The sequence below is a fragment of the Halomonas sp. KX33721 genome (genome assembly GCF_001596805.1).
GTDB lineage: Bacteria > Pseudomonadota > Gammaproteobacteria > Pseudomonadales > Halomonadaceae > Vreelandella > Vreelandella aquamarina.
The window spans coordinates 1-23,468 of the sequence record NZ_LVIA01000039.1 but is presented as its reverse complement, the minus strand read 5'-3'; the positions used below and the strand labels follow the sequence as shown (position 1 = coordinate 23,468).

General features: G+C 55.1%; 24 protein-coding genes, 2 rRNA genes and 1 pseudogene. 10 read left to right on the top strand and 17 right to left on the bottom strand.

Going from position 1 to position 23,468, the window contains the following annotated elements:
* Positions 1–4: 4 nt before the first annotated feature.
* From sufD to A3220_RS13875, 7 genes are all read right to left on the bottom strand, one after another.
* Entirely contained in the window at positions 5–1,345 is a 1,341-nt protein-coding gene (gene sufD, locus A3220_RS13905; RefSeq protein ID WP_062375351.1) for a Fe-S cluster assembly protein SufD, read from the bottom strand.
* Positions 1,342–2,091, bottom strand: coding sequence for a Fe-S cluster assembly ATPase SufC (sufC, locus tag A3220_RS13900; RefSeq protein WP_044629764.1), 750 nt, complete (start codon positions 2,089–2,091; stop codon positions 1,342–1,344). Before sufC ends, sufD begins: the two co-directional genes overlap by 4 nt.
* A 70-nt stretch (positions 2,092–2,161) precedes the next feature.
* The gene (gene sufB / locus A3220_RS13895) at positions 2,162–3,604 is read right to left on the bottom strand and encodes a Fe-S cluster assembly protein SufB (protein ID WP_044629765.1); all 1,443 of its coding nucleotides are present in this window, start codon (positions 3,602–3,604) and stop codon (positions 2,162–2,164) included.
* 69 nt (positions 3,605–3,673) lie between these two features.
* Positions 3,674–4,138 carry an SUF system Fe-S cluster assembly regulator gene (locus tag A3220_RS13890; protein WP_054641091.1) on the bottom strand — a complete coding sequence of 155 codons (465 nt, stop codon included), beginning with the start codon at positions 4,136–4,138 and terminating at the stop codon, positions 3,674–3,676.
* Positions 4,139–4,399: 261 nt separating this feature from the next.
* Positions 4,400–4,741 (bottom strand): zinc ribbon domain-containing protein YjdM, encoded by a 342-nt coding sequence (locus A3220_RS13885; protein ID WP_054641090.1) that lies wholly within the window; start codon positions 4,739–4,741, stop codon positions 4,400–4,402.
* Between the two features lie 93 nt (positions 4,742–4,834).
* Positions 4,835–5,311, bottom strand: coding sequence for a YbhB/YbcL family Raf kinase inhibitor-like protein (locus A3220_RS13880; protein ID WP_054641089.1), 477 nt, complete (start codon positions 5,309–5,311; stop codon positions 4,835–4,837).
* A gap of 52 nt (positions 5,312–5,363) precedes the next feature.
* Positions 5,364–5,963 (bottom strand): hypothetical protein, encoded by a 600-nt coding sequence (locus tag A3220_RS13875; RefSeq protein WP_354702744.1) that lies wholly within the window; start codon positions 5,961–5,963, stop codon positions 5,364–5,366.
* A gap of 132 nt (positions 5,964–6,095) precedes the next feature.
* Here A3220_RS13875 and A3220_RS13870 point away from each other — a divergent pair, with 132 nt between their 5' ends.
* Positions 6,096–6,557, top strand: a complete 462-nt coding sequence (locus tag A3220_RS13870) for an NAD(P)H-dependent oxidoreductase (protein ID WP_062375349.1) — start codon at positions 6,096–6,098, stop codon at positions 6,555–6,557.
* Between the two features lie 84 nt (positions 6,558–6,641).
* Here the strand turns inward: A3220_RS13870 and fadA are convergent, their stop codons facing one another.
* Entirely contained in the window at positions 6,642–7,820 is a 1,179-nt protein-coding gene (gene fadA / locus A3220_RS13865; RefSeq protein WP_062375348.1) for an acetyl-CoA C-acyltransferase FadA, read from the bottom strand.
* Positions 7,821–7,844: 24 nt separating this feature from the next.
* On the bottom strand, positions 7,845–10,031 hold the full coding sequence (gene fadB, locus A3220_RS13860; protein ID WP_062375346.1) for a fatty acid oxidation complex subunit alpha FadB: 2,187 nt from the start codon (positions 10,029–10,031) through the stop codon (positions 7,845–7,847).
* 258 nt (positions 10,032–10,289) lie between these two features.
* Between fadB and A3220_RS13855 the strand changes: the two genes are divergently transcribed.
* Positions 10,290–11,447, top strand: coding sequence for a DUF5924 family protein (locus A3220_RS13855; protein ID WP_062375345.1), 1,158 nt, complete (start codon positions 10,290–10,292; stop codon positions 11,445–11,447).
* Positions 11,448–11,519: 72 nt separating this feature from the next.
* The gene (gene slyA / locus A3220_RS13850; RefSeq protein ID WP_054641086.1) at positions 11,520–11,972 is read left to right on the top strand and encodes a transcriptional regulator SlyA; all 453 of its coding nucleotides are present in this window, start codon (positions 11,520–11,522) and stop codon (positions 11,970–11,972) included.
* A gap of 3 nt (positions 11,973–11,975) precedes the next feature.
* On the opposite strand, the gene A3220_RS13845 is transcribed toward slyA, so the two are convergent.
* Positions 11,976–12,518 carry a hypothetical protein gene (locus tag A3220_RS13845; RefSeq protein ID WP_058577842.1) on the bottom strand — a complete coding sequence of 181 codons (543 nt, stop codon included), beginning with the start codon at positions 12,516–12,518 and terminating at the stop codon, positions 11,976–11,978.
* 146 nt (positions 12,519–12,664) lie between these two features.
* On the opposite strand from A3220_RS13845, the gene A3220_RS13840 reads away from it, so the two are divergent.
* Complete coding sequence (locus A3220_RS13840) at positions 12,665–13,117, top strand: universal stress protein (RefSeq protein ID WP_062362015.1); 453 nt, start codon at positions 12,665–12,667, stop codon at positions 13,115–13,117.
* A gap of 53 nt (positions 13,118–13,170) precedes the next feature.
* Here the strand turns inward: A3220_RS13840 and A3220_RS13835 are convergent, their stop codons facing one another.
* Both A3220_RS13835 and A3220_RS17310 read right to left on the bottom strand, forming a co-directional pair.
* Positions 13,171–15,090 (bottom strand): ATP-binding cassette domain-containing protein, encoded by a 1,920-nt coding sequence (locus A3220_RS13835; protein ID WP_062375343.1) that lies wholly within the window; start codon positions 15,088–15,090, stop codon positions 13,171–13,173.
* 209 nt (positions 15,091–15,299) lie between these two features.
* Positions 15,300–15,419, bottom strand: a pseudogene (locus A3220_RS17310) (IS5/IS1182 family transposase); the annotation flags it as partial.
* A gap of 213 nt (positions 15,420–15,632) precedes the next feature.
* Between A3220_RS17310 and A3220_RS13830 the strand changes: the two are divergent.
* Together A3220_RS13830 and A3220_RS13825 are read left to right on the top strand one after the other, a co-directional pair.
* Positions 15,633–16,484 (top strand): TatD family hydrolase, encoded by an 852-nt coding sequence (locus A3220_RS13830; RefSeq protein WP_233420306.1) that lies wholly within the window; start codon positions 15,633–15,635, stop codon positions 16,482–16,484.
* 13 nt (positions 16,485–16,497) lie between these two features.
* Positions 16,498–16,977, top strand: a complete 480-nt coding sequence (locus A3220_RS13825; protein ID WP_044629783.1) for a hypothetical protein — start codon at positions 16,498–16,500, stop codon at positions 16,975–16,977.
* Here A3220_RS13825 and A3220_RS13820 read toward each other — a convergent pair.
* Positions 16,974–17,555, bottom strand: coding sequence for an elongation factor P hydroxylase (locus A3220_RS13820; protein ID WP_058577833.1), 582 nt, complete (start codon positions 17,553–17,555; stop codon positions 16,974–16,976). The genes A3220_RS13825 and A3220_RS13820 overlap by 4 nt on opposite strands.
* Before the next feature lie 136 nt (positions 17,556–17,691).
* Between A3220_RS13820 and A3220_RS13815 the strand changes: the two genes are divergently transcribed.
* Both A3220_RS13815 and A3220_RS13810 read left to right on the top strand, forming a co-directional pair.
* Positions 17,692–19,137: an MATE family efflux transporter gene (locus A3220_RS13815; RefSeq protein WP_062375342.1), complete on the top strand. Its 1,446-nt coding sequence runs from the start codon at positions 17,692–17,694 to the stop codon at positions 19,135–19,137.
* Between the two features lie 375 nt (positions 19,138–19,512).
* A complete protein-coding gene (locus A3220_RS13810; protein ID WP_044629786.1) occupies positions 19,513–20,217 on the top strand; it encodes a hypothetical protein in 705 nt (234 codons plus the stop codon).
* A gap of 60 nt (positions 20,218–20,277) precedes the next feature.
* Here A3220_RS13810 and tusA read toward each other — a convergent pair whose 3' ends face one another.
* A complete protein-coding gene (gene tusA / locus A3220_RS13805) occupies positions 20,278–20,529 on the bottom strand; it encodes a sulfurtransferase TusA (RefSeq protein WP_044629787.1) in 252 nt (83 codons plus the stop codon).
* 28 nt (positions 20,530–20,557) lie between these two features.
* Between tusA and A3220_RS13800 the strand changes: the two genes are divergently transcribed.
* Positions 20,558–20,845, top strand: coding sequence for an antibiotic biosynthesis monooxygenase family protein (locus tag A3220_RS13800; RefSeq protein ID WP_044629788.1), 288 nt, complete (start codon positions 20,558–20,560; stop codon positions 20,843–20,845).
* Between the two features lie 23 nt (positions 20,846–20,868).
* Here A3220_RS13800 and rlmM read toward each other — a convergent pair whose 3' ends face one another.
* On the bottom strand, positions 20,869–21,936 hold the full coding sequence (gene rlmM, locus A3220_RS13795) for a 23S rRNA (cytidine(2498)-2'-O)-methyltransferase RlmM (RefSeq protein ID WP_058577831.1): 1,068 nt from the start codon (positions 21,934–21,936) through the stop codon (positions 20,869–20,871).
* Between the two features lie 252 nt (positions 21,937–22,188).
* On the opposite strand from rlmM, the gene rnk reads away from it, so the two are divergent.
* Positions 22,189–22,602 carry a nucleoside diphosphate kinase regulator gene (gene rnk / locus A3220_RS13790; RefSeq protein WP_054641084.1) on the top strand — a complete coding sequence of 138 codons (414 nt, stop codon included), beginning with the start codon at positions 22,189–22,191 and terminating at the stop codon, positions 22,600–22,602.
* Positions 22,603–22,767: 165 nt separating this feature from the next.
* On the opposite strand, the gene rrf is transcribed toward rnk, so the two are convergent.
* Together rrf and A3220_RS13780 are read right to left on the bottom strand one after the other, a co-directional pair.
* Positions 22,768–22,883: ribosomal RNA gene (gene rrf, locus A3220_RS13785) — 5S ribosomal RNA — on the bottom strand.
* Between the two features lie 139 nt (positions 22,884–23,022).
* Positions 23,023–23,468 (bottom strand): 23S ribosomal RNA (locus A3220_RS13780); the annotation flags it as partial.

Sequence of the window (23,468 nt, the reverse complement as noted above, 5' to 3'; positions counted from 1 at the left end):
TTGATTAATCGTTGAGCGCAGCCGCCGCTTCAACCAGTCCGGCGAGATTGAAACGCTCAGGCAGTTTACCGGCTACCGCCAGCTCAACGCGCTCGGCAATAGCATCAAGCGCCACTTGCTCAAGTACTTCACCAGCGAAGGCGAGGGTTAACAGGCCACGTGCCGTGGCTTCGTCGATACCCCGGGTACGCAGTGCGTAGATCGCATCCTCGTCCAACTGACCGGTGGTGGTGCCGTGGGAGCACTTCACGTCGTCGGCGTAGATTTCGAGCTCGGGTTTTGCGTCGATTTGCGCGCGATCTGACAGCAGCAGGTTCTGGTTGCTCTGGAAGCCTTCAATCTTCTGACTATCGCGCTTCACGTACACTTTGCCATTGAAGACACCGTGAGCACGATCATCCAGAATGCCTTTGTAGTTCTCGTTCGAGAACGTCAGTGGCGCGTTGTGGTTCACCTTAGTGTGGTTATCCACGTGCTGGCGACCCTGGCCAAAGAACAGGCCGTAGAAGTTCGTTTCAGCGCCCTGACCGTTCAAGTCACTGATCAGGTCGTTGCGCACCAGCGCGCCACCCAAATTCAGGTTGTACGAGGTGTAGCGGCTGTCGCGGTTCTGCTCGACGTGAATGCTTGCTACGTGCAGGTCACCAATGGGTGCTTCCTGGAGCTTGTAGTGGTTCAAAATTGCCCCACGATCTAGCATCAGCTCTGCCACGACGTTGGTAAAGTTGGCGGCATCCGCCTCACCCACGTAGTGCTCAATGAGGGTAGCTTCGCTACGCCCAGCGGCTTCGACCAAAATGCGCGGATGGCTCATCACCGGCGTCCCCGCACGAGACAGGAACTGCAGCAAAATGGGCTTTTCGACGACGGTGCCCGGCGCGATGCGCACCACTGCGCCCTCTTCCATAAAGGCGGTATTTAACGCGGCGAACGTGGAGAAATCGACCCCGGTTAAACGCCCCAGCGGGCCGCCCACGGCTTCATGGTTCTCGGCCAGTGCCTTAGAGAGCGGCATCACCTGCACGCTGTCGGGAAGCGCATCGAGGTCCGATAGCGCTGCCGAAAACACACCGTCCACGAACGTCAGCCGGTAAGCATCCAGGGGCAGCGTGAGGGCAGCCGCCTGGGCCTGAGAGAACTCGGCGTTCTCTGCCAAGGCAAAGTTGCCCTGGGCGATGGCGCGCACGTCGGTGTACTTCCACTCTTCGTCGCGGCGGGTCGGGAAGCCCATTGCTTCGAAGCGAGCCGCGCCCGCCTGGCGGCGAGCGGCGATCCAGGTAGGCTCTCCAGCGCGCTGTTGGCTACGCGTGGCTAGCGTGTCCAAAAACGTTTGCGTATCGCTCATGCCACAGACTCCTCAATGCCTTCGTAACCGTTGGCCTCTAGCTCTTTGGCAAGCTCGGCATCGCCGGTTTTGACAATACGGCCATCGACCAGAACGTGGACTTTGTCCGGCACAATGTAGTCCAGCAGGCGCTGGTAGTGGGTGACCAACAGAATGGCGCGCTCTTCGGCACGCAGGCTGTTCACACCGTCCGCGACGACTTTCATGGCGTCGATATCGAGGCCAGAGTCGATTTCATCCAGCATGGCCAGCTTCGGCTGTAGTACCAACATCTGCAGGATTTCGTTACGCTTTTTCTCGCCGCCGGAGAAGCCTTCGTTCACTGCACGCTGCAGGAAGCTGGCATCCATTTTCATAAAGCCGAGCTTCTCTTTGACCAGCTTCATGAATTCCGGCGCGGGCATTTCGCCTTCACCGCGCGCAGCGCGCTGAGCGTTAAGCGCAGACTTCAGCAGGTAAATGTTTTTTACCCCTGGGATTTCCACCGGATACTGGAAACCTAGCAGCAGGCCCGCTTGGGCGCGCTCTTCGATTTCCATTTCCAGCACGTCCTTGCCTTCAAACGTGATGCTGCCTTGGGTCACTTCGTAGCCATCTTTACCAGCAATAACCGCTGACAACGTGGATTTACCCGCGCCGTTGGGGCCCATGATGGCGTGCACTTCACCGGCATTAATGGTGAGCGTCAGGCCTTTCAGAATCTCTTTGCCTTCGACGGTGACGTGTAAATCGTTAACTTGCAACATAGTGATCGCCTTTTAAATACTTGCGGGTCGCGAGTGCGACGCCCTAAAAATAAGTTGGGTGCCGGAGCGGTTAGCCCACCGCGCCTTCCAGAGTGACATTGAGCAGTGCTTCCGCTTCCACCGCGAACTCCATCGGCAACTCTTGGAAAACATCTTTACAGAAGCCATTCACAATCATGCTGACCGCATCTTCTTCTGAGATACCGCGGCTCTGGCAGTAGAAGAGCTGATCTTCACCGATTTTAGAGGTGGTGGCTTCGTGCTCAATGGTCGCGGTGCTGTTGCCAATTTCCTGATAGGGGAACGTGTGGGCACCACACTTGTCGCCAATCAGCAGCGAATCGCACTGGGTAAAGTTACGCGCGCCCTTGGCACGCGGCCCAATTTTGACCAAGCCACGGTAGGACTGGTCGCTCTTACCCGCTGAAATACCTTTGGCAACGATATAGGAGCGTGTACCTTCACCAATATGAATCATCTTGGTGCCGGTATCCGCCTGCTGGCGACCGTTCGTTACTGCAACAGAGTAGAACTCACCGATGCTGTCTTTACCGCGCAGCACGCAAGAGGGGTATTTCCAGGTAATTGCAGAGCCAGTTTCTACCTGCGTCCAGCTGATGCGGGAACGCTCACCACGGCAGTCTCCGCGCTTGGTCACGAAGTTATAGATGCCGCCCTTACCCTCTTCATCACCGGGGTACCAGTTCTGAACGGTGGAGTACTTGATGTAGGCATCGTCCAATGCAACCAGTTCGACCACGGCAGCGTGCAACTGGTTTTCATCGCGCATGGGTGCGGTGCAGCCTTCCAGGTAGGAGACCTCGGCACGATCCTCGCAGATGATCAGCGTGCGCTCGAACTGGCCCGTATTGGCCGCGTTGATACGGAAGTAGGTAGACAGCTCCATCGGGCACTTCACGCCTTTTGGCACGAACACGAACGAGCCATCAGTGAACACGGCGGAGTTTAGCGCAGCAAAATAGTTATCAGCCACGGGCACTACCGTCCCCAGGTACTGCTTGATCAAATCCGGGTAGTCACGAATCGCTTCGGAAATGGAGCAGAAAATCACGCCCGCTTCCGCCAGCTCTTTTTTGAAGGTCGTCGCAACCGAGACGGAGTCGAAGACCGCATCGACGGCAACCCCTGCCAGGGCGGCACGCTCGTGCAGCGGAATACCCAGTTTCTCGTAGGTTTCCAGCAGCTTGGGGTCGACTTCATCCAGGCTCTGGGGGCGATCTTCTGGGCGCTTGGGCGCACTAAAATAGGAGATCTCTTGGTAATCGATGGGCGGATAGTTCAGGTGTGCCCAGGACGGCTCTTCCATCTTCAACCACTGACGGTAAGCGTCCAGGCGCCACTCCAGCATCCACTCCGGCTCGCCTTTCTTCTTGGAGATGAAGGCGATGGTGTTTTCATCCAGGCCAGGTGGCAGTGTGTCGCTTTCAATATCGGTTACAAAGCCATCTTTGTACTCGCGACGAACCAACTGTTCCATTTCTTCGCTTGCCATGGTGATACCCTCCGGGCAGTTGGGTGGCGAGGTTAGCTCGCCGTGAATAGGGTTAAATTGCCTAACGGTTTAAGCCGATGCCGCCGATAGGCTGATACTTTGAATCGGTAACTGTACGGGTAGCTTGATGGGCGCGGTGTCCGCCAAGTGAGCAAGCGTCACGCTTTCAAGCAGCGTGCGAATAGCCAACGATACCCGCTGCCAGTTATCTGCTACGCCACAAGTGGCGACCAGTTCACAGCCGCCTTCCGCTTGGCTGCACTCGGTCATGGCGACCGGCCCTTCAATCGCACTGATAATGTCGGCGGCAGTAATTTTCGAGGCGGGACGCGCTAAGCGGTAACCGCCTTGGGCACCGCGCTGCGACTCCAAAAGCCCTGCTTTCACCAGCATCTTAAGGGTTTTGCTCACCGTGGGATGGGGCAATTGAACCGCTTCTGCTAAGTCAGCCGCCGCATGCGACGCCTGGGGATGACGGGCAATTTGTGCCATCACCACAGCGGCATAATCTGTCAGCCGAGAAAGCTTGAGCATAGTCACTCCCGTTTTCCATCACGTTAGGGCGAGCCGTTGGCTTACCCGTTAATTGAGTACCATTTTAGTACTGTATAAATTTGATGTGAAGCCCTTCTGCAAAATCCTTATCAAATAGCGCGACTTCTTAGCACGTTCGCGGCTGATAACATCAAAAAAGCCAATCATTATCATTTAGAGAAGCTATGACAGCTCGAAAAATAAAGCCCACGAGATTCATCGCAGGCTTGGAGAGGGAACTAGGATGATCTTAGCTCGATGCTAAGCTTTTTTGACAAAGATGGACTTCAGCTTCATGGGGCCAATCCCATCGACTTTGCAGTCGATATCATGGTCACCGTCTACTAAGCGAATATTCTTCACTTTGGTACCCACTTTCACAACGGAGGAGCTGCCTTTCACTTTGAGATCTTTAATTACAGTGACGGTGTCACCATCAGCCAGCATATTGCCGTTTGCGTCACGGATGCCTGAGCCCGCCTCCACTTCGCTTGATTCGCCGTCCTTAGACCATTCATTACCACACTCTGGGCAAACGTATTGAATGCCATCGTCATAGGTAAACTCAGAGGCGCAAGCAGGACAGTTGGGCATATCACTCATCAAAGGCTCCATCGCAGCAGACAATCACACAAACATTAGCAAGCGACGGAGCCTACACGGCTTCAGCGCAATGCTCCAGCCTGGGGAGGTAAATCAGGCGCGCTCGTAGGTGCCGACGAGACGGTTCATTCCTAACAAGTGAGGCTCAACGGCGCTCAATAGTTCAGGCAACGTAAGTCCTTCCGGCAGCATTGTTTGTTCATCCAGCGCCAGCACCCAGAAATAGTAAAGGTGGCTGCCGTGGCCTTCTGGGGGCATGGGCCCGCCGTAGCCAGGTTTACCAAAATCAGCCATACCCAACGTGCCTAGCGTGGTGTTTTCATCCAGCGAGGTGATATCCCCCGGCAGGTTGTAAAGCACCCAGTGCACAAACCCGTAGCTGCCCTCTTTCACCAGCGGGGCATCAGGGTCGTGGCAGATCACCGCAAACCCTTTGGTGCCTTCCGGAGCCCCTTGCCAAGCGAGCGCAGGGGAAACATCGTCGCCCTCACCCGTGTGCTTGGCAGGAATCGCTTGATGGTTACCAAAGGCCGTGCTGGTGACTTGCATGCTAGATAGTGCAAATGCCATAGAGCTCTCCTAATCAGCGAAATAAGGGGCAAGGGTCAATGTAGCGAATGTGTTAGCGCAACTCCAACTGTGTCGCATAGCGCTCCCACCACTGCTGAGCAATGCGCCGATTTTCCCCATTGGCGCTTGGGTCCAGTACCGTCGGCAGTTGAACGGCTTCGCCGCCGGTTTGGAAGGTCACGAGCGGGTCTTGTGTGGCTAACTGCAATGCGTAGAGCACCAGCATAAGTTCGTACTGGTCCTCGGTATTGAGGCGGGCAAACAGCAGCGGAACGGCAGGCATACCTATTTCGCCCAGACGCTCGGCTGCGATATACCAGGGTCTTGGGTTATCGGGCCCACCATACTGGCTGACAAAACGGCGGTCGGATAACCGGCTCACATAGTAAGCGGCGTCCTCTTCCGGGCTCGCCTGCAGCGGGGGTGCCCAATCTTCCGCCTGTGCCATTCTGACGGGTTGATAGTTCGATGCGGCTGCAGCAGGAACTATCTCTTCACTGCTCGCGGCAGGAGCTGAACGGCTGTCGTTACGGGCTGGGGCACTTGGTTGACCCGCACACCCTGCCAACAACAGCGTTAATGAACAAAGACTGGCGATCCCTATCATTTTGGCCTGCTGACGCATGACGCGATTCCCTTTTTGATCGTTCAACACGGAACACCCTATCCCATACGCGGTTTTAAAGCGTTTGATTGGTTTGCCCTAAGACCTCTAGGCTGTGTCATTAAGTGCTGTCAGTGTGGCACCTCTTGAACACACCGCCAATTGCCTGAAGACATCCTCATGAAACGCTTATTAATCGTCGCTCACTCGCCCTCCGTCAATACCCAGGCATTGTGCCGTGCCGTACACCATGGCGCTGAACACGAGGACATCGAGGCGGTGGAGTGCATTGTCAAAACGCCTTTCGAGGCGGGCCCAGCGGATATTCTCGCCTGCGATGGCATTGTGCTGGGCACCACCGAAAACCTTGGGTACATGAGCGGCGCGCTGAAAGACTTTTTTGACCGCAGCTACTATAGCGTACTAGAAGAGAAGCAGGGCCTGCCCTGCGCGCTCTATATTCGCGCGGGCCATGACGGCACGGGCACCCAACGGGCGGTGGAAAGCATCATCACCGGGCTACGTTGGCGCTGGGTACAGGACCCGCTTATTTTTCGCGGCGAGTGGCAGGAGGCCTTCACCCGCCAAGCCGAAGAGCTGGGCATGATCATGGCCGCTGGACTGGATAACGGGCTATTTTAAAGGTCTGTTTTAAAGTACTTTAAAACGAAAAACGGCACCGCGAAGGTGCCGTTTTTGTTGCTTTTGCAAAGCAGGTCGAGCGTATTACTTTAGACGCTCAAACACCGTCGCAACGCCCTGCCCCATACCAATACACATGGTGGCTAAGCCCAGCGTGGTATCGCGCTGCTGCATGACGTTCAGCAGCGTCGTGCAAATGCGCGACCCAGAGCAGCCTAACGGGTGGCCAAGCGCAATTGCACCACCGTTTAGGTTTACTTTTTCGTCCATAGCATCCAGGAAGCCAAGATCCTTCAATACCGGCAGGCCCTGCGCCGCAAAGGCTTCGTTCAGCTCAACGGTCTGAATATCGGCAGCAGACAAGCCCGCCGCTTTCAGTGCCTTTTTAGAGGCTGGCACCGGGCCATAGCCCATGATGGAGGCATCGCAGCCGGCCACACCGGTCGAGAGCACTTTGGCAATCGGCTCCAGCCCCAGCGCCTGGGCACGCTCGTAGCTCATCACGGCCATGGCGGAAGCGCCCACTGAAAGCGCTGACGAAGTGCCCGCCGTCACGGTACCGTTACGCGGATCGAAGACCGGCTTCAGGTTCGCCATGGATTCCAGGCTGGCATCGGCGCGAATCACCTCATCGTTTTTCACTAGCACTTTGAAGCCACGCTGGTCGTGACCTTCGACGCCGATGATCTCATTGTCGAAGCAGCCCTTCTCCATCGCCGCTTGTGCACGTTGATGCGAACGGACACCGAACTTGTCCTGATCTTCGCGGGAAATACCGTGCATTTTACCCAGCAGTTCCGCCGTGAGCCCCATCATCATGGCGGCTTTGGCCGCGTATTTACTCGCCGCCGGATTCACGTCGACGCCGTGAGCCATCGGTACGTGCTCCATGTGCTCAACACCGCCGATCACGTAAAAATCACCCATGCCCGCCTTAATGTTTGCAGCAGCAATATGCAGTGCGGTCATCGAAGAGCCGCAGAGGCGGTTCACCGTTTGGGCAGGCACCGTACGAGGAATACCGGTCATGATCGCCGCGTTGCGAGCGATGTTCATGGACTGCTCTAGTGTCTGATTGACGCACCCCCAGATCACGTCGTCTACTTCCGACGGATCCAGATTAGGGTTTCGGGTAAACAGCGCCTGCATCACGGCAGCGGAGAGGTTTTCGGCACGCACGTTGCGGAAGGCGCCGTTTTTCGCTTTCGCCATGGCGGTACGAACACCGTCAACCACCACGATATCTCTCGGATTCAAACTCATCTTATTTCTCCTGTGGGTGGTGACTTAGGCCTGAGCGTTTGCAGTGGTGCCAGCGTAGAACTGCTCGTTATTCTGTGCCATAGCACGCAGCTTCTCGGTGGGTGCATAAAGCGGCCCCAGCTCTTGTGCTAAACGGTCGGCCAGCGCAACAAACTCGGCTACGCCCAGCGCGTCGATGTAGCGCAGCGCACCGCCACGGAAGGGAGGGAAGCCAATGCCGTAAATCAGCGCCATATCGGCTTCTGCGGGCGTATCGACAATGCCATCTTCCAAGCAACGCACAGTCTCAAGGCACAGCGGCACCATCATGCGAGCAATGATGTCCTCATCCGAAAACTCTTTTTGCTCTTTCACCACTTCTTTTACTAGTGCGTAAGCCTGCTCGTCGCTGACTTTCTTAGGCTTACCCTTCTTATCTTCTTCGTAGGCGTAGAAGCCTTTGTCGTTCTTCTGACCCAGGCGCTTGTTATCGTACATCACTTGAATAGCGGTTTTGCCTTCACGTGCCATACGATCCGGGAAGCCTTCGGCCATCACCTCGTTGGCGTGCACGGCGGTATCCATGCCGACGACATCCAGCAGGTACGCCGGGCCCATGGGCCAGCCAAACTTCTCCATGACTTTATCGACGCGCTGGAAGTCGGCACCCTGCTCGACCAGGAAGCTAAAGCCACCGAAGTAAGGGAAAAGCACACGGTTGACCAGGAACCCAGGGCAGTCATTCACCACGATGGGGGTTTTACCCATGGCCCGGGCATAAGCCACGGTTGCGGCAACGGCGGCGTCCGAGGTTTTCTCGCCACGAATGACTTCCACCAGCGGCATGCGGTGCACGGGGTTGAAGAAGTGCATGCCACAGAAGTTTTCCGGGCGCTTCAGGTTCTTAGCCAGACGGTTAATCGAAATGGTCGACGTGTTGGAAGTTAGAATCGTGTTCTCACTTACCTTGTCTTCTACTTCGGTCAACACGGCGTCTTTGACGTTGGGGTTCTCGACCACCGCTTCTACGACCAAATCGACATTACCGAAATCGCCGTAAGAGAGCGTTGGACGGATGTTAGAGAGTTTTTCGGCCATCTGCTCGGTGGTGAGCTTTTTACGCTCTACCTGTTTAGAGAACAGCTTGCGCGCCTCTTTCAGGCCTAGCTCGATGGCATCGTCCTTGATGTCTTTCATCAGGATCGGCGTACCCTTGCTGGCACTCTGGTAGGCGATACCCCCGCCCATGATGCCAGCACCCAACACGGCGGTTTGCTTGACTGGCTGCGCCTGCTTCTCGTACTTGCTGCCTTTCTTTTTAACGACTTGGTCGTTAATGAACAGACCTACCAAGTTGAAGGCAACGCTGCTCAGCGCCAGCTTGGCGAACGACTTGGCTTCAATGGCCTGCGCGCGGGCGCGGGTTTCACCGGCACCTTTTTGAATCACTTTGATCGCTTCAACGGGCGCTGGGTAGTGCGGGCCCGCTTTACCGGCCACATAGCCTTTGGCTGTTTCAAACGCCATCATCTGCTCAATGGCATTGAGCTTCAGCGGGGATGTTTTTTCTTCCCGACGGGCTTGATAATCCAGCTCGCCTGCATTGGCGCGGTCAAGAATATCCAGCGCCGCCTCTTCCAACAGCTCATGGGCAACAGCCGCATCTACCGCGCCCACTTTTAAAGCGGCATCTGCGCGATTTTCAGTGCCACCCGCAATCCACTCAACGGCGTTATCGGCACCTATCAGGCGCGGCAGGCGCACGCAGCCACCCCAACCCGGCAGAATGCCCAGCTTGGTTTCTGGCAGGCCAATTTTGGCCTTCTCGCTCATCACGCGGAAATCGGTGGTCAGCAGCACTTCGCAACCGCCGCCCAGCGCCAACCCGTTGATCGCCGTCACGGTGGGGAAAGGCAGGTCCTCAATCGCATTGAAGATGTCGTGAACCTTGAGGTTCATCTCCACCAGATACTCTTCGCCCTTGTCGAACAGGCTGTGAAATTCGGTGATGTCGGCGCCGACGATAAAGGCGTCTTTGCCACTGCGTATCATCAGCCCTTTCAAACCACTTTCGGCCTGAATCGCTTTTACCGCATTGCCCAGCTCTGCCATAACGGCGCTGGATAGCTTATTGACGGACTCATCTTTCAAATCGAAAGTGAGCATTGCGATGTCATTGCCACCCAGGGTGTCACGACGCTCCACCGTGATGGCATTGCCTTGATAGATCATGCGCGCTCTCTCCACAAGTTCGGGCTGGCACGCCGTTGACGAGCCTGCCACGCATTTCATACGGTCGTTTGATTGCCTTAGCTTGGTTGAGTTACGCCAGTACGTCAAGCCCTGACTTTTGGCTAATCCGCTTGCTTGATAGACACCTTTCTAAATGCACACATTTCTTACGCTTTTTAAGCGCATAATGGCGTATCACATCGACTTTACCCGCTATCCCAACGATCATATACGTTTCATTGACGAGTTTTTAACGCTATGGGGACACTCTTAACTCCCGCCCGCATGGAAGCACTGCAAGGGCGCGTCGAAAGGATCGTAGAGCGCCTAAAGCCCTGGAGTTGGCTCTGGCCGCCCATGGCGTTTGCAGCCGGATTAGGCAGCTTTTTCCTCGTTGATCGCCAACAGTGGCTGGGGGCTGTTCTAGCACTGGGGCTGCTGTTTGCTTGGCTACTGCTACTATCCGAAAGTTTGATTGGCCGCTGGCTGGCCCATCGCGGTCATCCGACGCTGCCGAAAGGCATTACCGCTTTTATCGCTCAAATGATTCACCAGGAGACGCTGTTTTTTACCTTGCCGTTTATTCTGGTGACCACCGTGTGGAACAGCGGCCAAGCGCTGTTCGCGCTGTTGGTGATTGGCATGGCCGTGTGGTCGATTATCGATCCGCTCTACTACAAGCTCGCTGGGCGCTGGCGCAGTCTCTATTTTATGTTTCATGCCCAGTGTGTGTTCTTGGTACTACTGGTCATTCTGCCCATCATGGTGCACCTCACCACGGGACAGAGCCTACTGCTAGCATTGGTATTAACTGTTTTAGTGGCTCTACCTAGCTTTTGGCATTTATTGAAAAAGCGCTCCCTCGCGCGCTGGCTAGGCTTTTTTGCACTAGCCGTGGTGCTGGCTTATGGGGCATGGCTTGGTCGCGTGTGGGTACCGCCCGCTAGCCTCTGGATGACCAGCACAGCGCTATCCCCAGCGTTTGATACACAGCAGCGCACACCTCAAGGCACCATGGCATTGACGCCTGATGCTATCCGCAGTAATGGGCTGTATGTGTATACCGCTATTCGTGCGCCTCGCGGATTAAGCGAAACTATCTACCATGCGTGGCATCATAACGGTGCAGAAATGGACACTGTGGAGCTTGCGATTAACGGCGGGCGCGAACAAGGCTACCGCGCATGGAGCCACAAGCAGAACTTCCCCGAAGACCCATCGGGGGAGTGGCGGGTCGATATTATGACGGACGGTGGCCAGCGGCTGGGCCTAATTCGGTTTACTGTGTCGGAAGATGCTGACAAGGCAACCGTCGCCGATAGCACCATTCAGCCTAGCGGGCTGAGCGCGCTTAATTTACGTCGTTTTATCCCTGGAAAGAACGGCACTCAAAGCGACTCATCAGAGCCGGAGTAGCAGAACACCTTGCATTCAGCGACGCAGCTTATGACAATTCGTTCACTTACACTTTTCGGCAGTTAGTTACCTATGGCATCAACAATTGGTTTTCGTATTGCTCGTTTGCCCCATCTGTGGCGCTCGATCCTCGATCGCAGGCTGGCACCATTAGGGCTGACCCAAACCCGGTGGGTGACTCTGTACCATCTTTGGAAACTGGGGGAAGGCAATCCTCAGTGTGATTTGGCGCGCGCGATCGGTGTCGAGGCGCCGTCGCTGGTGCGTACTTTAGGACAGTTGGAGGCGCAAGGTCTGGTCGAGCGTCGCGCCTGCGATGACGATCGACGCAGCAAACGGCTCTACCTTACTCCAGCCGCCATACCGCTCCTGGAGCAGATCGATAGTGTGGTACTGGCTGCGCGTCAGGAGATGCTAGCAGGCTTGAGCGAACAGGACCTGGACCAGTTGGATAAGTGGCTTGCGCTGATCGAATCCAACGGTCTGGCGATTCAGACAAGGGATCAAGATAGCCCCACAGCCTAATCATTAGACGTTTCTTTGTTCCACGCCATCTGGCGCTAGCGGTTTGGCAGGTGGGTGGTCTGAAAGGCCGCTCAACGCCTTCTTGAGAGGTTCGATATCCGCCAAATAGCGCGTAAACCGCTCGGCGGTTTGTGATTCCCACCACCATAGCGTCAGCGAATGGGCGTTAGATTCCAATACCAACGCATCCTGGGGCAGACGCTCTAACAGAGTTCGTAAGTGTGTGCTGGCCACATCGGGCAAGGGACGCAGCGGCGCAATGCGCCAGCGCCAACCCGCGTGAAAAGGCTCCAAAGCGTCACTAGCGTTGGAGTCACGTACCAGTACAAAATCAGGCCCAGGCGCCTGTTGCGGGTAGTGCCAGCGATACGCGGGCATCGTGCCTCTAAAATGATGTAGAGGTGGTTTGGCCATTTTGACCGCCACCCCCTGACGCGCTGCGCAGGAGCGCAGCGCCATCTGGCGCTTTTGGCGCGGGCTTGGTTTTAACCACATGACTGGCGCAATCACAAACATCAGAATAAAAACGATGATCAACCATTCCATTGCAACGCTTACCCTCTTTTCGTCAAACTCAACTCGTAATATTTAAAAACTATGACCTAGGTCGTTGTTAAGATTCATTTTCAGACCTAAAGTAAAGGTATCGAACAAGAGCCTTTCTGTGTGCCACATCACCAAGGAGATACGCCATGAGCTATCGCCATATCCTGGTCGCCGTCGACTTAACCAAAGACTCTCACAAAATCCTTGAGCGTGCGGTGGCGATTGCCGAGCGCAACAACGGCGCGAAAATTTCGATCATGCACACTCTGGAACCCTTGGGATTCGCCTACGGCGGCGATATTCCTATGGATCTTACCAGCATCCAGGACCAGCTAGATGAGCATGCCAAGAAGCGCTTAGCGGAGATCGCCGCGCCTCACGTCGAGGCTGCTGACCAGCATGTGGTGGTAGGTATGCCAGACACGGAGATTCACCGCTTTGCCGAAGAGCACGGCGTTGACCTCATCGTGGTCGGCTCCCATGGCCGTCACGGCTTTGCTTTGCTGCTTGGCTCCACCTCTACTGGCGTATTACGCGGCGCTCAGTGCGACGTTTTAGCCGTTCGTGTGGGCAAAAAAGGTGAAAAAAGCGACGAATAGCTTTTTTAACGGTAAAGGCCCCACCCGGGGCCTTTAGCATATAACAGCGCTAGCTATTCGCCATTGGCCATTGCTTCAAGCTCCATCCAACGCTCCATCGCCACTTCCAGCGCCTGCTGAACCTTCTCTAGCGCTTGCAGTTTAGCCGTCACAGCGGTGGCCTCCTGCTGATAAAACGCCGGGTCGCCAACCGCCTGTTCAAGCGACGCCACTTCGCTCTCTAAGCGTTCAATCTCGGCGGGCAAAGCATCCAGCTCACGCTGCAGCTTGTAGGAGAGCTTAACAGCTTTTTTGGCCGGTTCAGCCGCTGGGGCTGGCGCAGCTTTTTTAACGGCCTCGCTGGTGGGTTCTGTGTGCTGGCGTGCAGCACCTTCCCACGGTGCAGGGGGTAACTTACCGCCCTGGCGAATCCAGTCGGTATAGCCGCCCACGTATTCACGCACGCGCCCTTCACCTTCGAAGGCCAGCATGCTGGTCACCACGTTATCCATGAAGGTTCGGTCGTGGGAAACCAGAAGCAGCGTGCCATCAAAATCTAACAGCAGCTCTTCAAGCAGCTCCAACGTTTCCATGTCTAGGTCGTTGGTGGGCTCATCCAGCACCAGTACGTTAGCAGGCTGAGTAAACAGCTTGGCTAACAGCAGGCGATTGGACTCGCCCCCGGATAGCGCTTTCACTGGCTGACGCACGCGATCTGGGGTGAACAAGAAATCCTGCAGATAGCTCATCACATGGCGGTCTTTACCGCCCACGCTGACGCGATCACTCCCCTGGGCTACGTTGTCATACACCGTTTTTTCCAACTCGAGGCCGGCCCGTAGCTGATCAAAATAGGCCACTTTGAGATTAGTACCTAACTGTACGCTGCCTTCGGTAGGGGCCAGCTCGCCAAGCAATATTTTCAACAGCGTGGTTTTACCGGCACCGTTACGCCCCAAGAAGCCGATGCGGTCGCCACGCATCACTTCCAGGTTCACGTTGCGCAGGATCACCTCATCACCAAAGCGCTGAGTAACGCCTTTGAGCTCGACCACCCGCTTACCGGTGCGCTCGCCACTATCCACCGTGAGACTGGCGGTGCCTTGACGCTCGCGGCGTTGGCTGCGCTCATTGCGCATGGCTTCTAGCGCGCGGACGCGCCCTTCGTTACGGGTACGGCGCGCTTTGATCCCCTGGCGAATCCAGGCCTCTTCCTGAGCGAGCTTTTTATCGAACAATGCATTCTCGCGCGATTCGACCTCCAGCTCGTGCTGTTTGCGCTCTTGATACTCGCTGTAGACACCGGGATAACGCCCGAGCTTCCCGCGATCCAGTTCTAAAATATTCGTCGCGAGTTTCGACAGGAACGCCCGGTCGTGGGTGATCAGCAGCACAGCGCCGTTGAAAGCGAGCAGCTGCTCTTCCAGCCACGCGATGGTGTCCAGGTCTAAATGGTTGGTCGGCTCGTCCAGCAGCAGTAGGTCCGGCTCGGAAACCAGCGCACGGGCCAGCGCCACCCGACGACGCCAGCCGCCGGAAAGCGCGCTCATCTCCGCTTCGGGTGGCAAACCCAGTCGTGTGAGCACGACATCGATACGCTGATGAAACGACCAGCCGTCAATGGCCTCGAGCCGCGTCTGCAGCGTCGCCATGCGGTTCATATCTGGGTCTGGGTCATTGATGAGGTGCTGATATTCAGACAGCAGCTCGCCCGCTTCGGGTAGGCCTTGGGCGACCATATCAAAAATCGTCATGCCCGATGATTCAGGCAACTCCTGGGCCAGCACGCCGATTTTTAAGCCCGGCGCACGCCAAATGGTGCCATCATCCGGCTGAATATCGCCCGCTACGAGCTTTAGTAGCGTGGATTTACCGGTGCCGTTGCGTCCGACCAGCGCCAGCCGCTCGCCTCTTTCAACCGTCAGGTCGGCGCGATCGAGCAGTACTTGGGTGCCGTAAGCGAGTTGCAGCTGTTCGAGTCGTAACAGGGTCACGCAGTGTCCTCCTTCGTCGTGAGGCGCACAGTGTAACGCATGCTTCCGAATTACGATGCCCCCTTGTAGAGCCAAGCGAGACAACGTGCTAACGTCATAGAAGGATCACGACTATAAAGCGGTGTTTAAGGAACCGCTGATCAATTCGTCTCTAAGCGGCTGAAACGCTCATAATGGCACTTTCACTGCATCAGCGGTCGCTTTCTGACCAGCGCGTCGATGAGCCGTTGCCAAGGCACCAGCACCTCCATCTGGGCCAGGAACCGCTCGCGGCGGGTCACCTTTTTCTTGTTCTGGTGTTCTGCCTGGGCGAAAGAGATCTGATTCATCGGGTGGCTCGGTCAGGTGGTGGCAAGGCGAACAGATTTTACCCCGCCGACGGCCGCCAGACAGCTGTGGCGGGATGTGTGCAGCCTTTCCCTAACAAGCCAGTTTTTTTGCAATTCGTGCCATTCGTACTGTGTGTGAACGGTAGGAGCATTAGTGGTTGTGGGCCGCCAGCGTTACAATAGCGTTAATGACACATGGCGGAGGAATACAGTTTGGCAAGCACTGAGGCCGATACGTTTTTACCCGAAGCACTGCAATTTCGCCCTTCGACGCCTTTAGTGGATATTGGCGCGAATTTGACCCACGAAAGTTTTCAGCGCGACCTGGGTGACGTGCTGGCGCGGGCCAAGGCAGCCAATGTCACGACGCTTATCGTGACCGGCACCGATGTCGCCCATGCTAAGCAGGCCGTGCAGATGGCGCAGCAGTACGCGGGGATCTACGCAACGGCGGGCGTTCATCCCCATGATGCCAGTGGGTGGAACGACACGGTCGCCCAAGAAATGCGGCAGCTTTACCGTATGCCGAAGGTCGTGGCGGTTGGCGAGTGCGGGTTAGATTTTAATCGCAACTTTTCAACCCCAGAGCAGCAGGAGCGTGCGTTCGAGGCGCAGTTGGCTCTGTCAGCAGAAAGCGGCCTGCCGCTGTTTTTGCATGAGCGGGATGCTGGCAAGCGAATGCAAGACATACTGCGCAGTTGGCGAAATGATATTAGCCAAGCGGTTATACACTGCTTTACGGCAGACCAAGAGACGCTGCATGGCTATCTTGATTTAGATCTGCACATTGGTTTGACAGGCTGGATATGCGATGAGCGCAGAGGCCATCACCTGCGCGACATGGTGCGCGATATACCGCTAGACCGCCTGATGGTGGAAACCGACTGCCCTTACCTACTGCCCCGCAATTTGCCTGCTAAATTGAAGGGACGCCGCCACGAACCAGCGCTACTGCCCTGGATTGTTAAAGAAATAGCCCGCTGGCATGACGTGAGTGATACCGAGCTTGGCGTGGCGACCACTCGCACCGCCCAGCGTTTTTTCCGAATTGAAGCGGACGCTTAAAAGGAGCAACTGCGTGGCTGACTATCCTGGATTTATTGCCATTGAAATAGGCGAAGATAATGGCTTGCCGCTCTCTATTGCGTGGTCGTTACCCGACGGACGAATCAAACAAACGCTGATCCAGCCGGACGACAGCTGGATCACCGAAGATAGCAATGTGATGGGCGCTTACAGCATTGAGGAGTTAGAGAGCCTAGGCGTCAGCCCTCTAGATGTGATTCGTGAATTAGAGAACGACCACTTCTCTGCCACGCTATACACCAGCGATAACGGCGAAGATGAGGCCGCGCTGGCGCGTTTGTTTGACACCTACGGCCTGGACCCTTTTGTAGAGCTGGCACCCGCAGGGGTACTTTACGATCAGATCAGCTCTAGTGAATGGCACCGCCTACGTAGCGAGATGTTTAACGACTTGGGCTTAGAGCCAATGCGTCCAGAGCACGAAGTTAAGGTGATGCTCACGTTGCACCAACAGCTTAATGAAAAAGATTAAGCGCTAACTTCAGTGGCTGCTAGCAGCGCTCTGCCTGCGGCTATTGCCTGTTCCAACGTATCGCCCTGCTGATAGTAGCGCGCCAAGGCTAAGTAAAACGCATTGGCGCGTTGCGGCAACCCTTCTGCTAAATAGCGCTGCGCCCGGGCAGCGACTCTCTGCGCAAAGGCATCTCGATCTACCTCTACTTCGCCCCCTAGGTTATCCACGCTCACGTGGAAGGTACGCCCGCAGGCCTGGGTGAATAGCTGTTCCAGCGCCTGAGGAGCAATTTCAGCATTTTCGAATGCTTGCTGCTCTTGGGCGTTACGGCCATCAGGCAAGTACCAATAGCCATAATCTTCTAACAGTCGCCTTTCTTTACCCGCAATACACCAATGGCTGATTTCATGTAGCGCACTGGCAAAGTAACCACGCGCAAAAATGACCTGATGATAAGGCGTTTGATCGGTGGCTGGTCGATACAGCGGCTCATCGCCTCCTTTTATCAAACGCGTCTGGTAATGCGCCGCAAAGACGCCATCAAACAGCGCCATAATATCGCCCAGGGTCCAACGCTCTTGCTCTTCAATCACCATATTGCCACTTTTCCCATGCATTTCGCGCAGTATACCCGCTGTGGCTTAGCCAGCTAAAGAGGAGACAGCAAAGCGCAGCGACTCCTGCTACTCTATCGGCCTTTCTTAGGTCTCTTGGCTAAAGGGGAGCCATACCTTGGGCGGCTTTACTAGCGACATCAAATCCATCTATTGGCCAGAAACTCGCACACTTGTTGCGCTGGCCTTGCCTATTTGCGGCGCTCAGCTAGCCCAGGCGGGCATGAGCGTTGTCGATGTCATGATGACAGGTAGACACAACGCAACGGACTTAGCCGCCGTATCAGTGGGCTCAAGCTTATGGATGCCGCTGATGCTGTTTATGACCGGCACGCTGATGGGGCTAACGCCGATCGTGGCGCACTTATTAGGCGGCCAGCGCAATAACGATATACGCCCAGCCGTACATCAAGCCCTTTGGGTGGCGTTGGCATTAGGCATCACTGCCGCTGGTTTATTATGGGTCGCCGTTACACCTATTTTTGAACTGATGAACGTTCCTCCTGGTGTTGCACAGGAGTCGGCGGCTTATCTAAGCGCCGTTGCTTTTGGAATGCCTGGGATCGCGCTTTTTCAAGCGTTACGCGCCTTTTCAGATGGCATGAATCATACTCGCCCTGCTCTCTGGATCAGCCTTGTGGGCCTTGCCGTTAACATCCCCTTTAACTATTTGCTCATTTACGGTGGTGATGGCCTAGTCAACCTATTGGGTACTGGCATCCCTAATAGCTTGCAACAGCTACCGGCGCTGGGGGCTTTTGGCTGCGGTATTGCCACCGCTATTTCGATGTGGACAATGGCCATCGCGATGGCGCTTTATACAAGGCGCGGAAACACCTACCGCAGCGTTTCACTTTGGGAGCAGCTTACGCCGCCACAATGGGCGGGCATTCGTGAACTTGTGGTGGTGGGTGTGCCTATCGGCGTCGCGATTTTTGTTGAAGTCACTCTATTTACTCTGATCGCGCTTTTTATAGCCAGCTTTGGAGAAGTTACTGTAGGTGCGCACCAAATCGCCCTCAGTTACACCACCATTCTGTTTATGCTGCCCATGTCGTTAAGCATGGCGTTGACCGTTCGAGTAGGTAATACGCTGGGCCAGCGACGCTTAGCCATGGCACGTAAAGTTGCCTGGAATGGCATTACGATTAGCGTCATTGTTGCGGCGATCAATAGCACGCTATTGTGGTTTACGGCCCCAACAGTGATTTCGCTATACACATCAAATACTGAGATTCAGGCATTAGCATTAACTATTATCGCGCTAGCGGTTATTTTTCAGCTGTCGGATTCTCTGCAGGTAAATTTAGCAGGGGCCTTACGAGGCTATAAAGACACGCGCATCGTCATGGTCATCACCGTGCTCTCTTATTGGATTGTGGGCTTAGGGGGCGGACACTGGTTAGGAGCCTATGGCTTGGGAGGTGTGTCTGAACCAATGGGTGTACACGGTTACTGGATTGGGCTGATTGCTGGTCTCAGCACAGCCGCTATATTGCTGGCTTGGCGATTAAAAACGATCAGCCAACAGGAGTCCCCAAGCAACGTTACGGCAAGTGGCTAGCCGCTTCGGCGAGCCTATTTCTGGAGGGATGTGGTGACAACAGCGCCGACCAAGCCTGGCGCAGCAGTCTGAACAGTGGCTGACCCACGTCAATCAATTAATTGACGTTCACCCTATTTCCTCCCCTGAGGCTATTACGGCCTATCAAACTTCGTGGTTCTCTATGAGTGAGTAACCCTGAGGCACCTTGGCTACAATTTCAGAATGCTTTGGAGGAGCGCCAGCAACTAAAAGCGGCATTTTCTGCCTGTGATGTCGATTAAAAATCATGTTTACGCTTAACCTCGCGCTCAAGCTGTGCTATTGGTGAAGGTAGCGGCAGGCGGTGTTCACTGTCTGCCAATGTCGTGACCACGCAGTACAAGGAGGGACACCATGGGCGCACCCCTGTCAACTCGCTCTGCCCAGGTCATCGACCTGGAAACCGTGCGTCAGCGTCAGCAGGCGCGAAAGTGTTTAGTTCGTTTAGCACCAGAGCTAGATGGCTTAGAGATGGTCTACCAGCTCGCTGCGAGTCCCGACACCTACTACGGCCTGCCCATTCTTGCCTGGGGGCTTAGGGAAGATGGCAACGTTGTGGGGCTTGTTCCTTGGATGGAGTCGCTGGCGGCCTGCCATGAGCTGGATAGCCATGAAAGTGGTTTCTTCGTCGGCTACCGAGACCCTGAAACCGACGAAATTTTCGAGCTTCCCCCTGACCATAAGTATGATGAGCTAAACGCCGCTGCCAGCTATTTTGAGTATGAGGCTTCTAGCGAAATTACGCTGATTCAACAGCTTCCTGATACTTTGGGCACACATGCACTCTGCATGAACCACCCTAATGCGCCATGGCACATGAAGCCTGTGTACGGATGGCGGCTGTATAGTGATGGCAGCATAGAAGCGATGGTGGCAGACGAGCAAAAAGCCACCATGACCCCCATTTTACTGGGCGACAAGTGCTTGTACGACGCGCATTCTCGGCATCAAACCGTCTATTTCTTCCAACGCCATATTGCTAATCGCATTCTGGAAGAGGATCCAGCCACGCTTGAGGCACTCGCCATGATGGTAGTGCCGAGTAGTGATCACGCTTAGCGATAATAGGCAAGGCGCTACACCCTTAGTCGTTGAGCGCCTTGCTTTGGCTCCACAAGATCACGCTAAGCGGATAAAGTAGACGTACTGATCGTCTGCGATATTTTTATCTATCAGCTCGTGCCCTAAAAATTGACAAAATTTTGGCACATCGCGCGTAGTCGCAGGGTCGGTTGCCACGACCTTCAATACTTGGCCTGCTGTCATATCACGGACTTTATTATGCATCAGCATAATAGGCTCAGGGCAATACAGCCCGGTGGTATCTAGTTCAGCGTCAAACGCGTTGTGGTCATCGGTATTATCAGTCATCGACTCTCTCGGTTAGGAAACAGACACTATGATAAAAATCATCATTGAACGGCGCATTATGCCCGGTTTAGAGGACGAATATGAACAAGCAGCGCGCGAAGCAATGCGTGTGTCACTGGGCGTTAGAGGCTTCGTTGGTGGTGAAACCTTGGTTGAGCTTGGCCACACAGACCGCCGTTTAATGATTACCAAATGGCGCGACTTGCGCGCTTGGAAAGAGTGGCACGCCAGTGAAGAGCGCGCCATGGCAATGCAGCGTATTTTACCGCTACTTACCGAAGACGAAACCATCCGCATTTATGAGCCAGGCTACTAGCCCAGCGGCGGATACCTGCCAGGTTAGTGAGCCAGCCTAACGTATACCGTCACCTCTTCCCGATCATGGTAGAGGTGGCGACAACGAATAGTGGCCCCTACGCCCGCTGTCGCTAACGCTTCTTCTAGCGTTGTCAAACAGCGAGTTACTTCATCCCAGCGCTTTTTCATCGGCAGCTTGAGGTTAAAAATGGCCTCCCGGCACCACTTGCGCGTCAGCCAGCGCTCAACCATGGCCAAGACCCGTACTGGCTTGTCGACGATGTCACACACCAGCCAGTCCAAACGCTGGGGCGGCTCCCAGGTAAAGCCATCTTCACGTAGGTGATCGATCTGCCCGGTGGCCATGAGCTGTTTGTCCATTGGGCCGTTATCGATGGCATAGACATACATACCACGCTGCACAAGCTGCCATGTCCAGCCACCTGGCGCTGCGCCTAAATCAGCCGCCTGCATATGCGTAGCTAGGCGCTCGTCCCACTCTCCTCGGGGGATAAACTCGTGCCAGGCTTCTTCGAGCTTCAACGTTGAACGGCTAGGTGCTCTGGATGGAAAACGCAGGCGACGAATTCCGTTAATTAACTCACTGCGGTTATCGGGAAAGCTCATGCCTAGCTGCACACGATCACCGTCTGTCCAAAAAATATGCAAGCGGCGAGCCCCCGCCTTACCCCGTAATGCACCACGCTTTTTCAACATACTCTGAAGAGGTTTTGTCAGCGCTTTAATTAATCCGGCTAGCGCTTTGCCATCATTAGTATCCGGCGTTTCGTGCCAAATTTCTTCAAAGCTCCAGCGGCTTGCTTTGACCTGATCTAAAATCGCCGTAAGCCGATCATCCCGAGACAGGGTCAACGCGGGCAGCGCTGCTAAACTTTGCCTCGCAAATATGAGCCGTTTAAAGGCTGCCTGACGGTGTAAATCATTTATCGCCTCGCCATCATGGCGCGTTAAACTTACCCAGCCTTCACCTTGCATCGGCTCACAGGGAACCCCCTGTTGCTTCGCATGGTGCTGCATCTCTGCCAACGCATCGTGTTCAAAACCTGGCCGGCAGTAAACAAGCCATGACGTGGGTACCGTGTCACTCACCTTTCACCTCTAACATAATCTGCAACCCATAAACGCGATATAACAGCTTGCTCGCGTAGCGGCCTGCATCATAGCACTTTATGCGCACCTCACTCTAAGCGCGTCGTCTTTTCGTTCGAAGTGTCGTACACTACTAGCTTGATATCTCGACAGTCCTTTCTTTATGGAGAGGGCTTTTTTTTATGTCATTCAATACCATTTGTATAACGACGCAACCAGCCTTTTGCTACTGCGTTTGCCAAGGAGAGCATCATGGGGCAGCGACCTCCCCTTATAATCAATCGACTTGATGCAGACCGCTTGCAGCGCCTGATTGATGCAGCGACTGAAAAGGATCAAATGGTGGCCGAGCTGTTACAAGATGAGCTTAGTCACGGGGAAATAGTCAATCCCGAAGAGATTCCTGATAACGTTGTGAGCATGAATAGCCAAATTCAGTTTACCGATCTCACCCGTAATCAGCAGATGGTACGTACACTGGTTTACCCGCACTCTCTCGGTAACACCGAAGATGCCATCTCCATTATGGCCCCCATCGGTGCTAGTCTTTTAGGTGTGAAGGTAGGCGATACTATCGATTGGCCACTGCCTAACCAACAGGCAACCCGTTTACGGGTAGACGCCATTCTATGGCAGCCTGAACGCGAGAAACAGTACCACCGCTAATCGTTTAGTAACCTATTTAGCCGCCCCTAACGGGCGGCTTTTTATTGCCGATCCCCCCGGACGGAGCATGCCCACAGCAAAAAGCCCCGAACATACTGTGTTCGGGGATTTTCTTCGGCGCAACAAAAAACCCAGCCGTTTGGCTGGGGTTTTTGCGGTATAGGTGCCTGACGATGACCTACTCTCGCATGGGGAGACCCCACACTACCATCGGCGCTAAGCGGTTTCACTGCTGAGTTCGGCAAGGGATCAGGTGGTTCACGCTTGCTATGGTCGTCAGGCGTAACTGTAAATGCATACCATGCTGTGTTTTGTGTGCGTCTCTTACCAAGCCGTTTGATCGGCTCAGTACACGTATCCGGTTATCCGAGTGTTTTCACACTCATCGTTATCACGGCGACCAGACCCCTTGGGTGTTATAGGGTCAAGCCTCACGGGCCATTAGTACACGTTAGCTCAACGCCTTGCAGCGCTTCCACACCGTGCCTATCAACCAGCTGGTCTCGCTGGGCCCTTTAGGAGGCTCGAGGCCTCAGGGATGTCTCATCTTGAAGGGGGCTTCCCGCTTAGATGCTTTCAGCGGTTATCCTGTCCGACCATAGCTACCCGGCAATGCCACTGGCGTGACAACCGGAACACCAGAGGGTCGTCCACTCCGGTCCTCTCGTACTAGGAGCAGCTCTTCTCAAACATCCAACGCCCACGGCAGATAGGGACCGAACTGTCTCACGACGTTCTAAACCCAGCTCGCGTACCACTTTAAATGGCGAACAGCCATACCCTTGGGACCGACTTCAGCCCCAGGATGTGATGAGCCGACATCGAGGTGCCAAACACCGCCGTCGATGTGAACTCTTGGGCGGTAT

Excerpts from the sequence above, each read along its gene's own strand:
- A3220_RS13810 (WP_044629786.1), top strand. The coding sequence starts at position 19,513 with ATGGGCGCACCCCTGTCAACTCGCTCTGCCCAGGTCATCGACCTGGAA.
- fadB (WP_062375346.1), bottom strand. The coding sequence starts at position 10,031 with ATGATCTATCAAGGCAATGCCATCACGGTGGAGCGTCGTGACACCCTG.
- A3220_RS13855 (WP_062375345.1), top strand. The coding sequence starts at position 10,290 with ATGGGGACACTCTTAACTCCCGCCCGCATGGAAGCACTGCAAGGGCGC.
- A3220_RS13890 (WP_054641091.1), bottom strand. The coding sequence starts at position 4,138 with ATGCTCAAGCTTTCTCGGCTGACAGATTATGCCGCTGTGGTGATGGCA.
- rnk (WP_054641084.1), top strand. The coding sequence starts at position 22,189 with ATGGGGCAGCGACCTCCCCTTATAATCAATCGACTTGATGCAGACCGC.
- tusA (WP_044629787.1), bottom strand. The coding sequence starts at position 20,529 with ATGACTGATAATACCGATGACCACAACGCGTTTGACGCTGAACTAGAT.
- A3220_RS13800 (WP_044629788.1), top strand. The coding sequence starts at position 20,558 with ATGATAAAAATCATCATTGAACGGCGCATTATGCCCGGTTTAGAGGAC.
- sufD (WP_062375351.1), bottom strand. The coding sequence starts at position 1,345 with ATGAGCGATACGCAAACGTTTTTGGACACGCTAGCCACGCGTAGCCAA.
- A3220_RS13880 (WP_054641089.1), bottom strand. The coding sequence starts at position 5,311 with ATGGCATTTGCACTATCTAGCATGCAAGTCACCAGCACGGCCTTTGGT.
- A3220_RS13885 (WP_054641090.1), bottom strand. The coding sequence starts at position 4,741 with ATGAGTGATATGCCCAACTGTCCTGCTTGCGCCTCTGAGTTTACCTAT.
- A3220_RS13845 (WP_058577842.1), bottom strand. The coding sequence starts at position 12,518 with ATGGAATGGTTGATCATCGTTTTTATTCTGATGTTTGTGATTGCGCCA.
- slyA (WP_054641086.1), top strand. The coding sequence starts at position 11,520 with ATGGCATCAACAATTGGTTTTCGTATTGCTCGTTTGCCCCATCTGTGG.
- sufC (WP_044629764.1), bottom strand. The coding sequence starts at position 2,091 with ATGTTGCAAGTTAACGATTTACACGTCACCGTCGAAGGCAAAGAGATT.
- A3220_RS13870 (WP_062375349.1), top strand. The coding sequence starts at position 6,096 with ATGAAACGCTTATTAATCGTCGCTCACTCGCCCTCCGTCAATACCCAG.
- A3220_RS13840 (WP_062362015.1), top strand. The coding sequence starts at position 12,665 with ATGAGCTATCGCCATATCCTGGTCGCCGTCGACTTAACCAAAGACTCT.
- sufB (WP_044629765.1), bottom strand. The coding sequence starts at position 3,604 with ATGGCAAGCGAAGAAATGGAACAGTTGGTTCGTCGCGAGTACAAAGAT.
- fadA (WP_062375348.1), bottom strand. The coding sequence starts at position 7,820 with ATGAGTTTGAATCCGAGAGATATCGTGGTGGTTGACGGTGTTCGTACC.
- A3220_RS13820 (WP_058577833.1), bottom strand. The coding sequence starts at position 17,555 with ATGGTGATTGAAGAGCAAGAGCGTTGGACCCTGGGCGATATTATGGCG.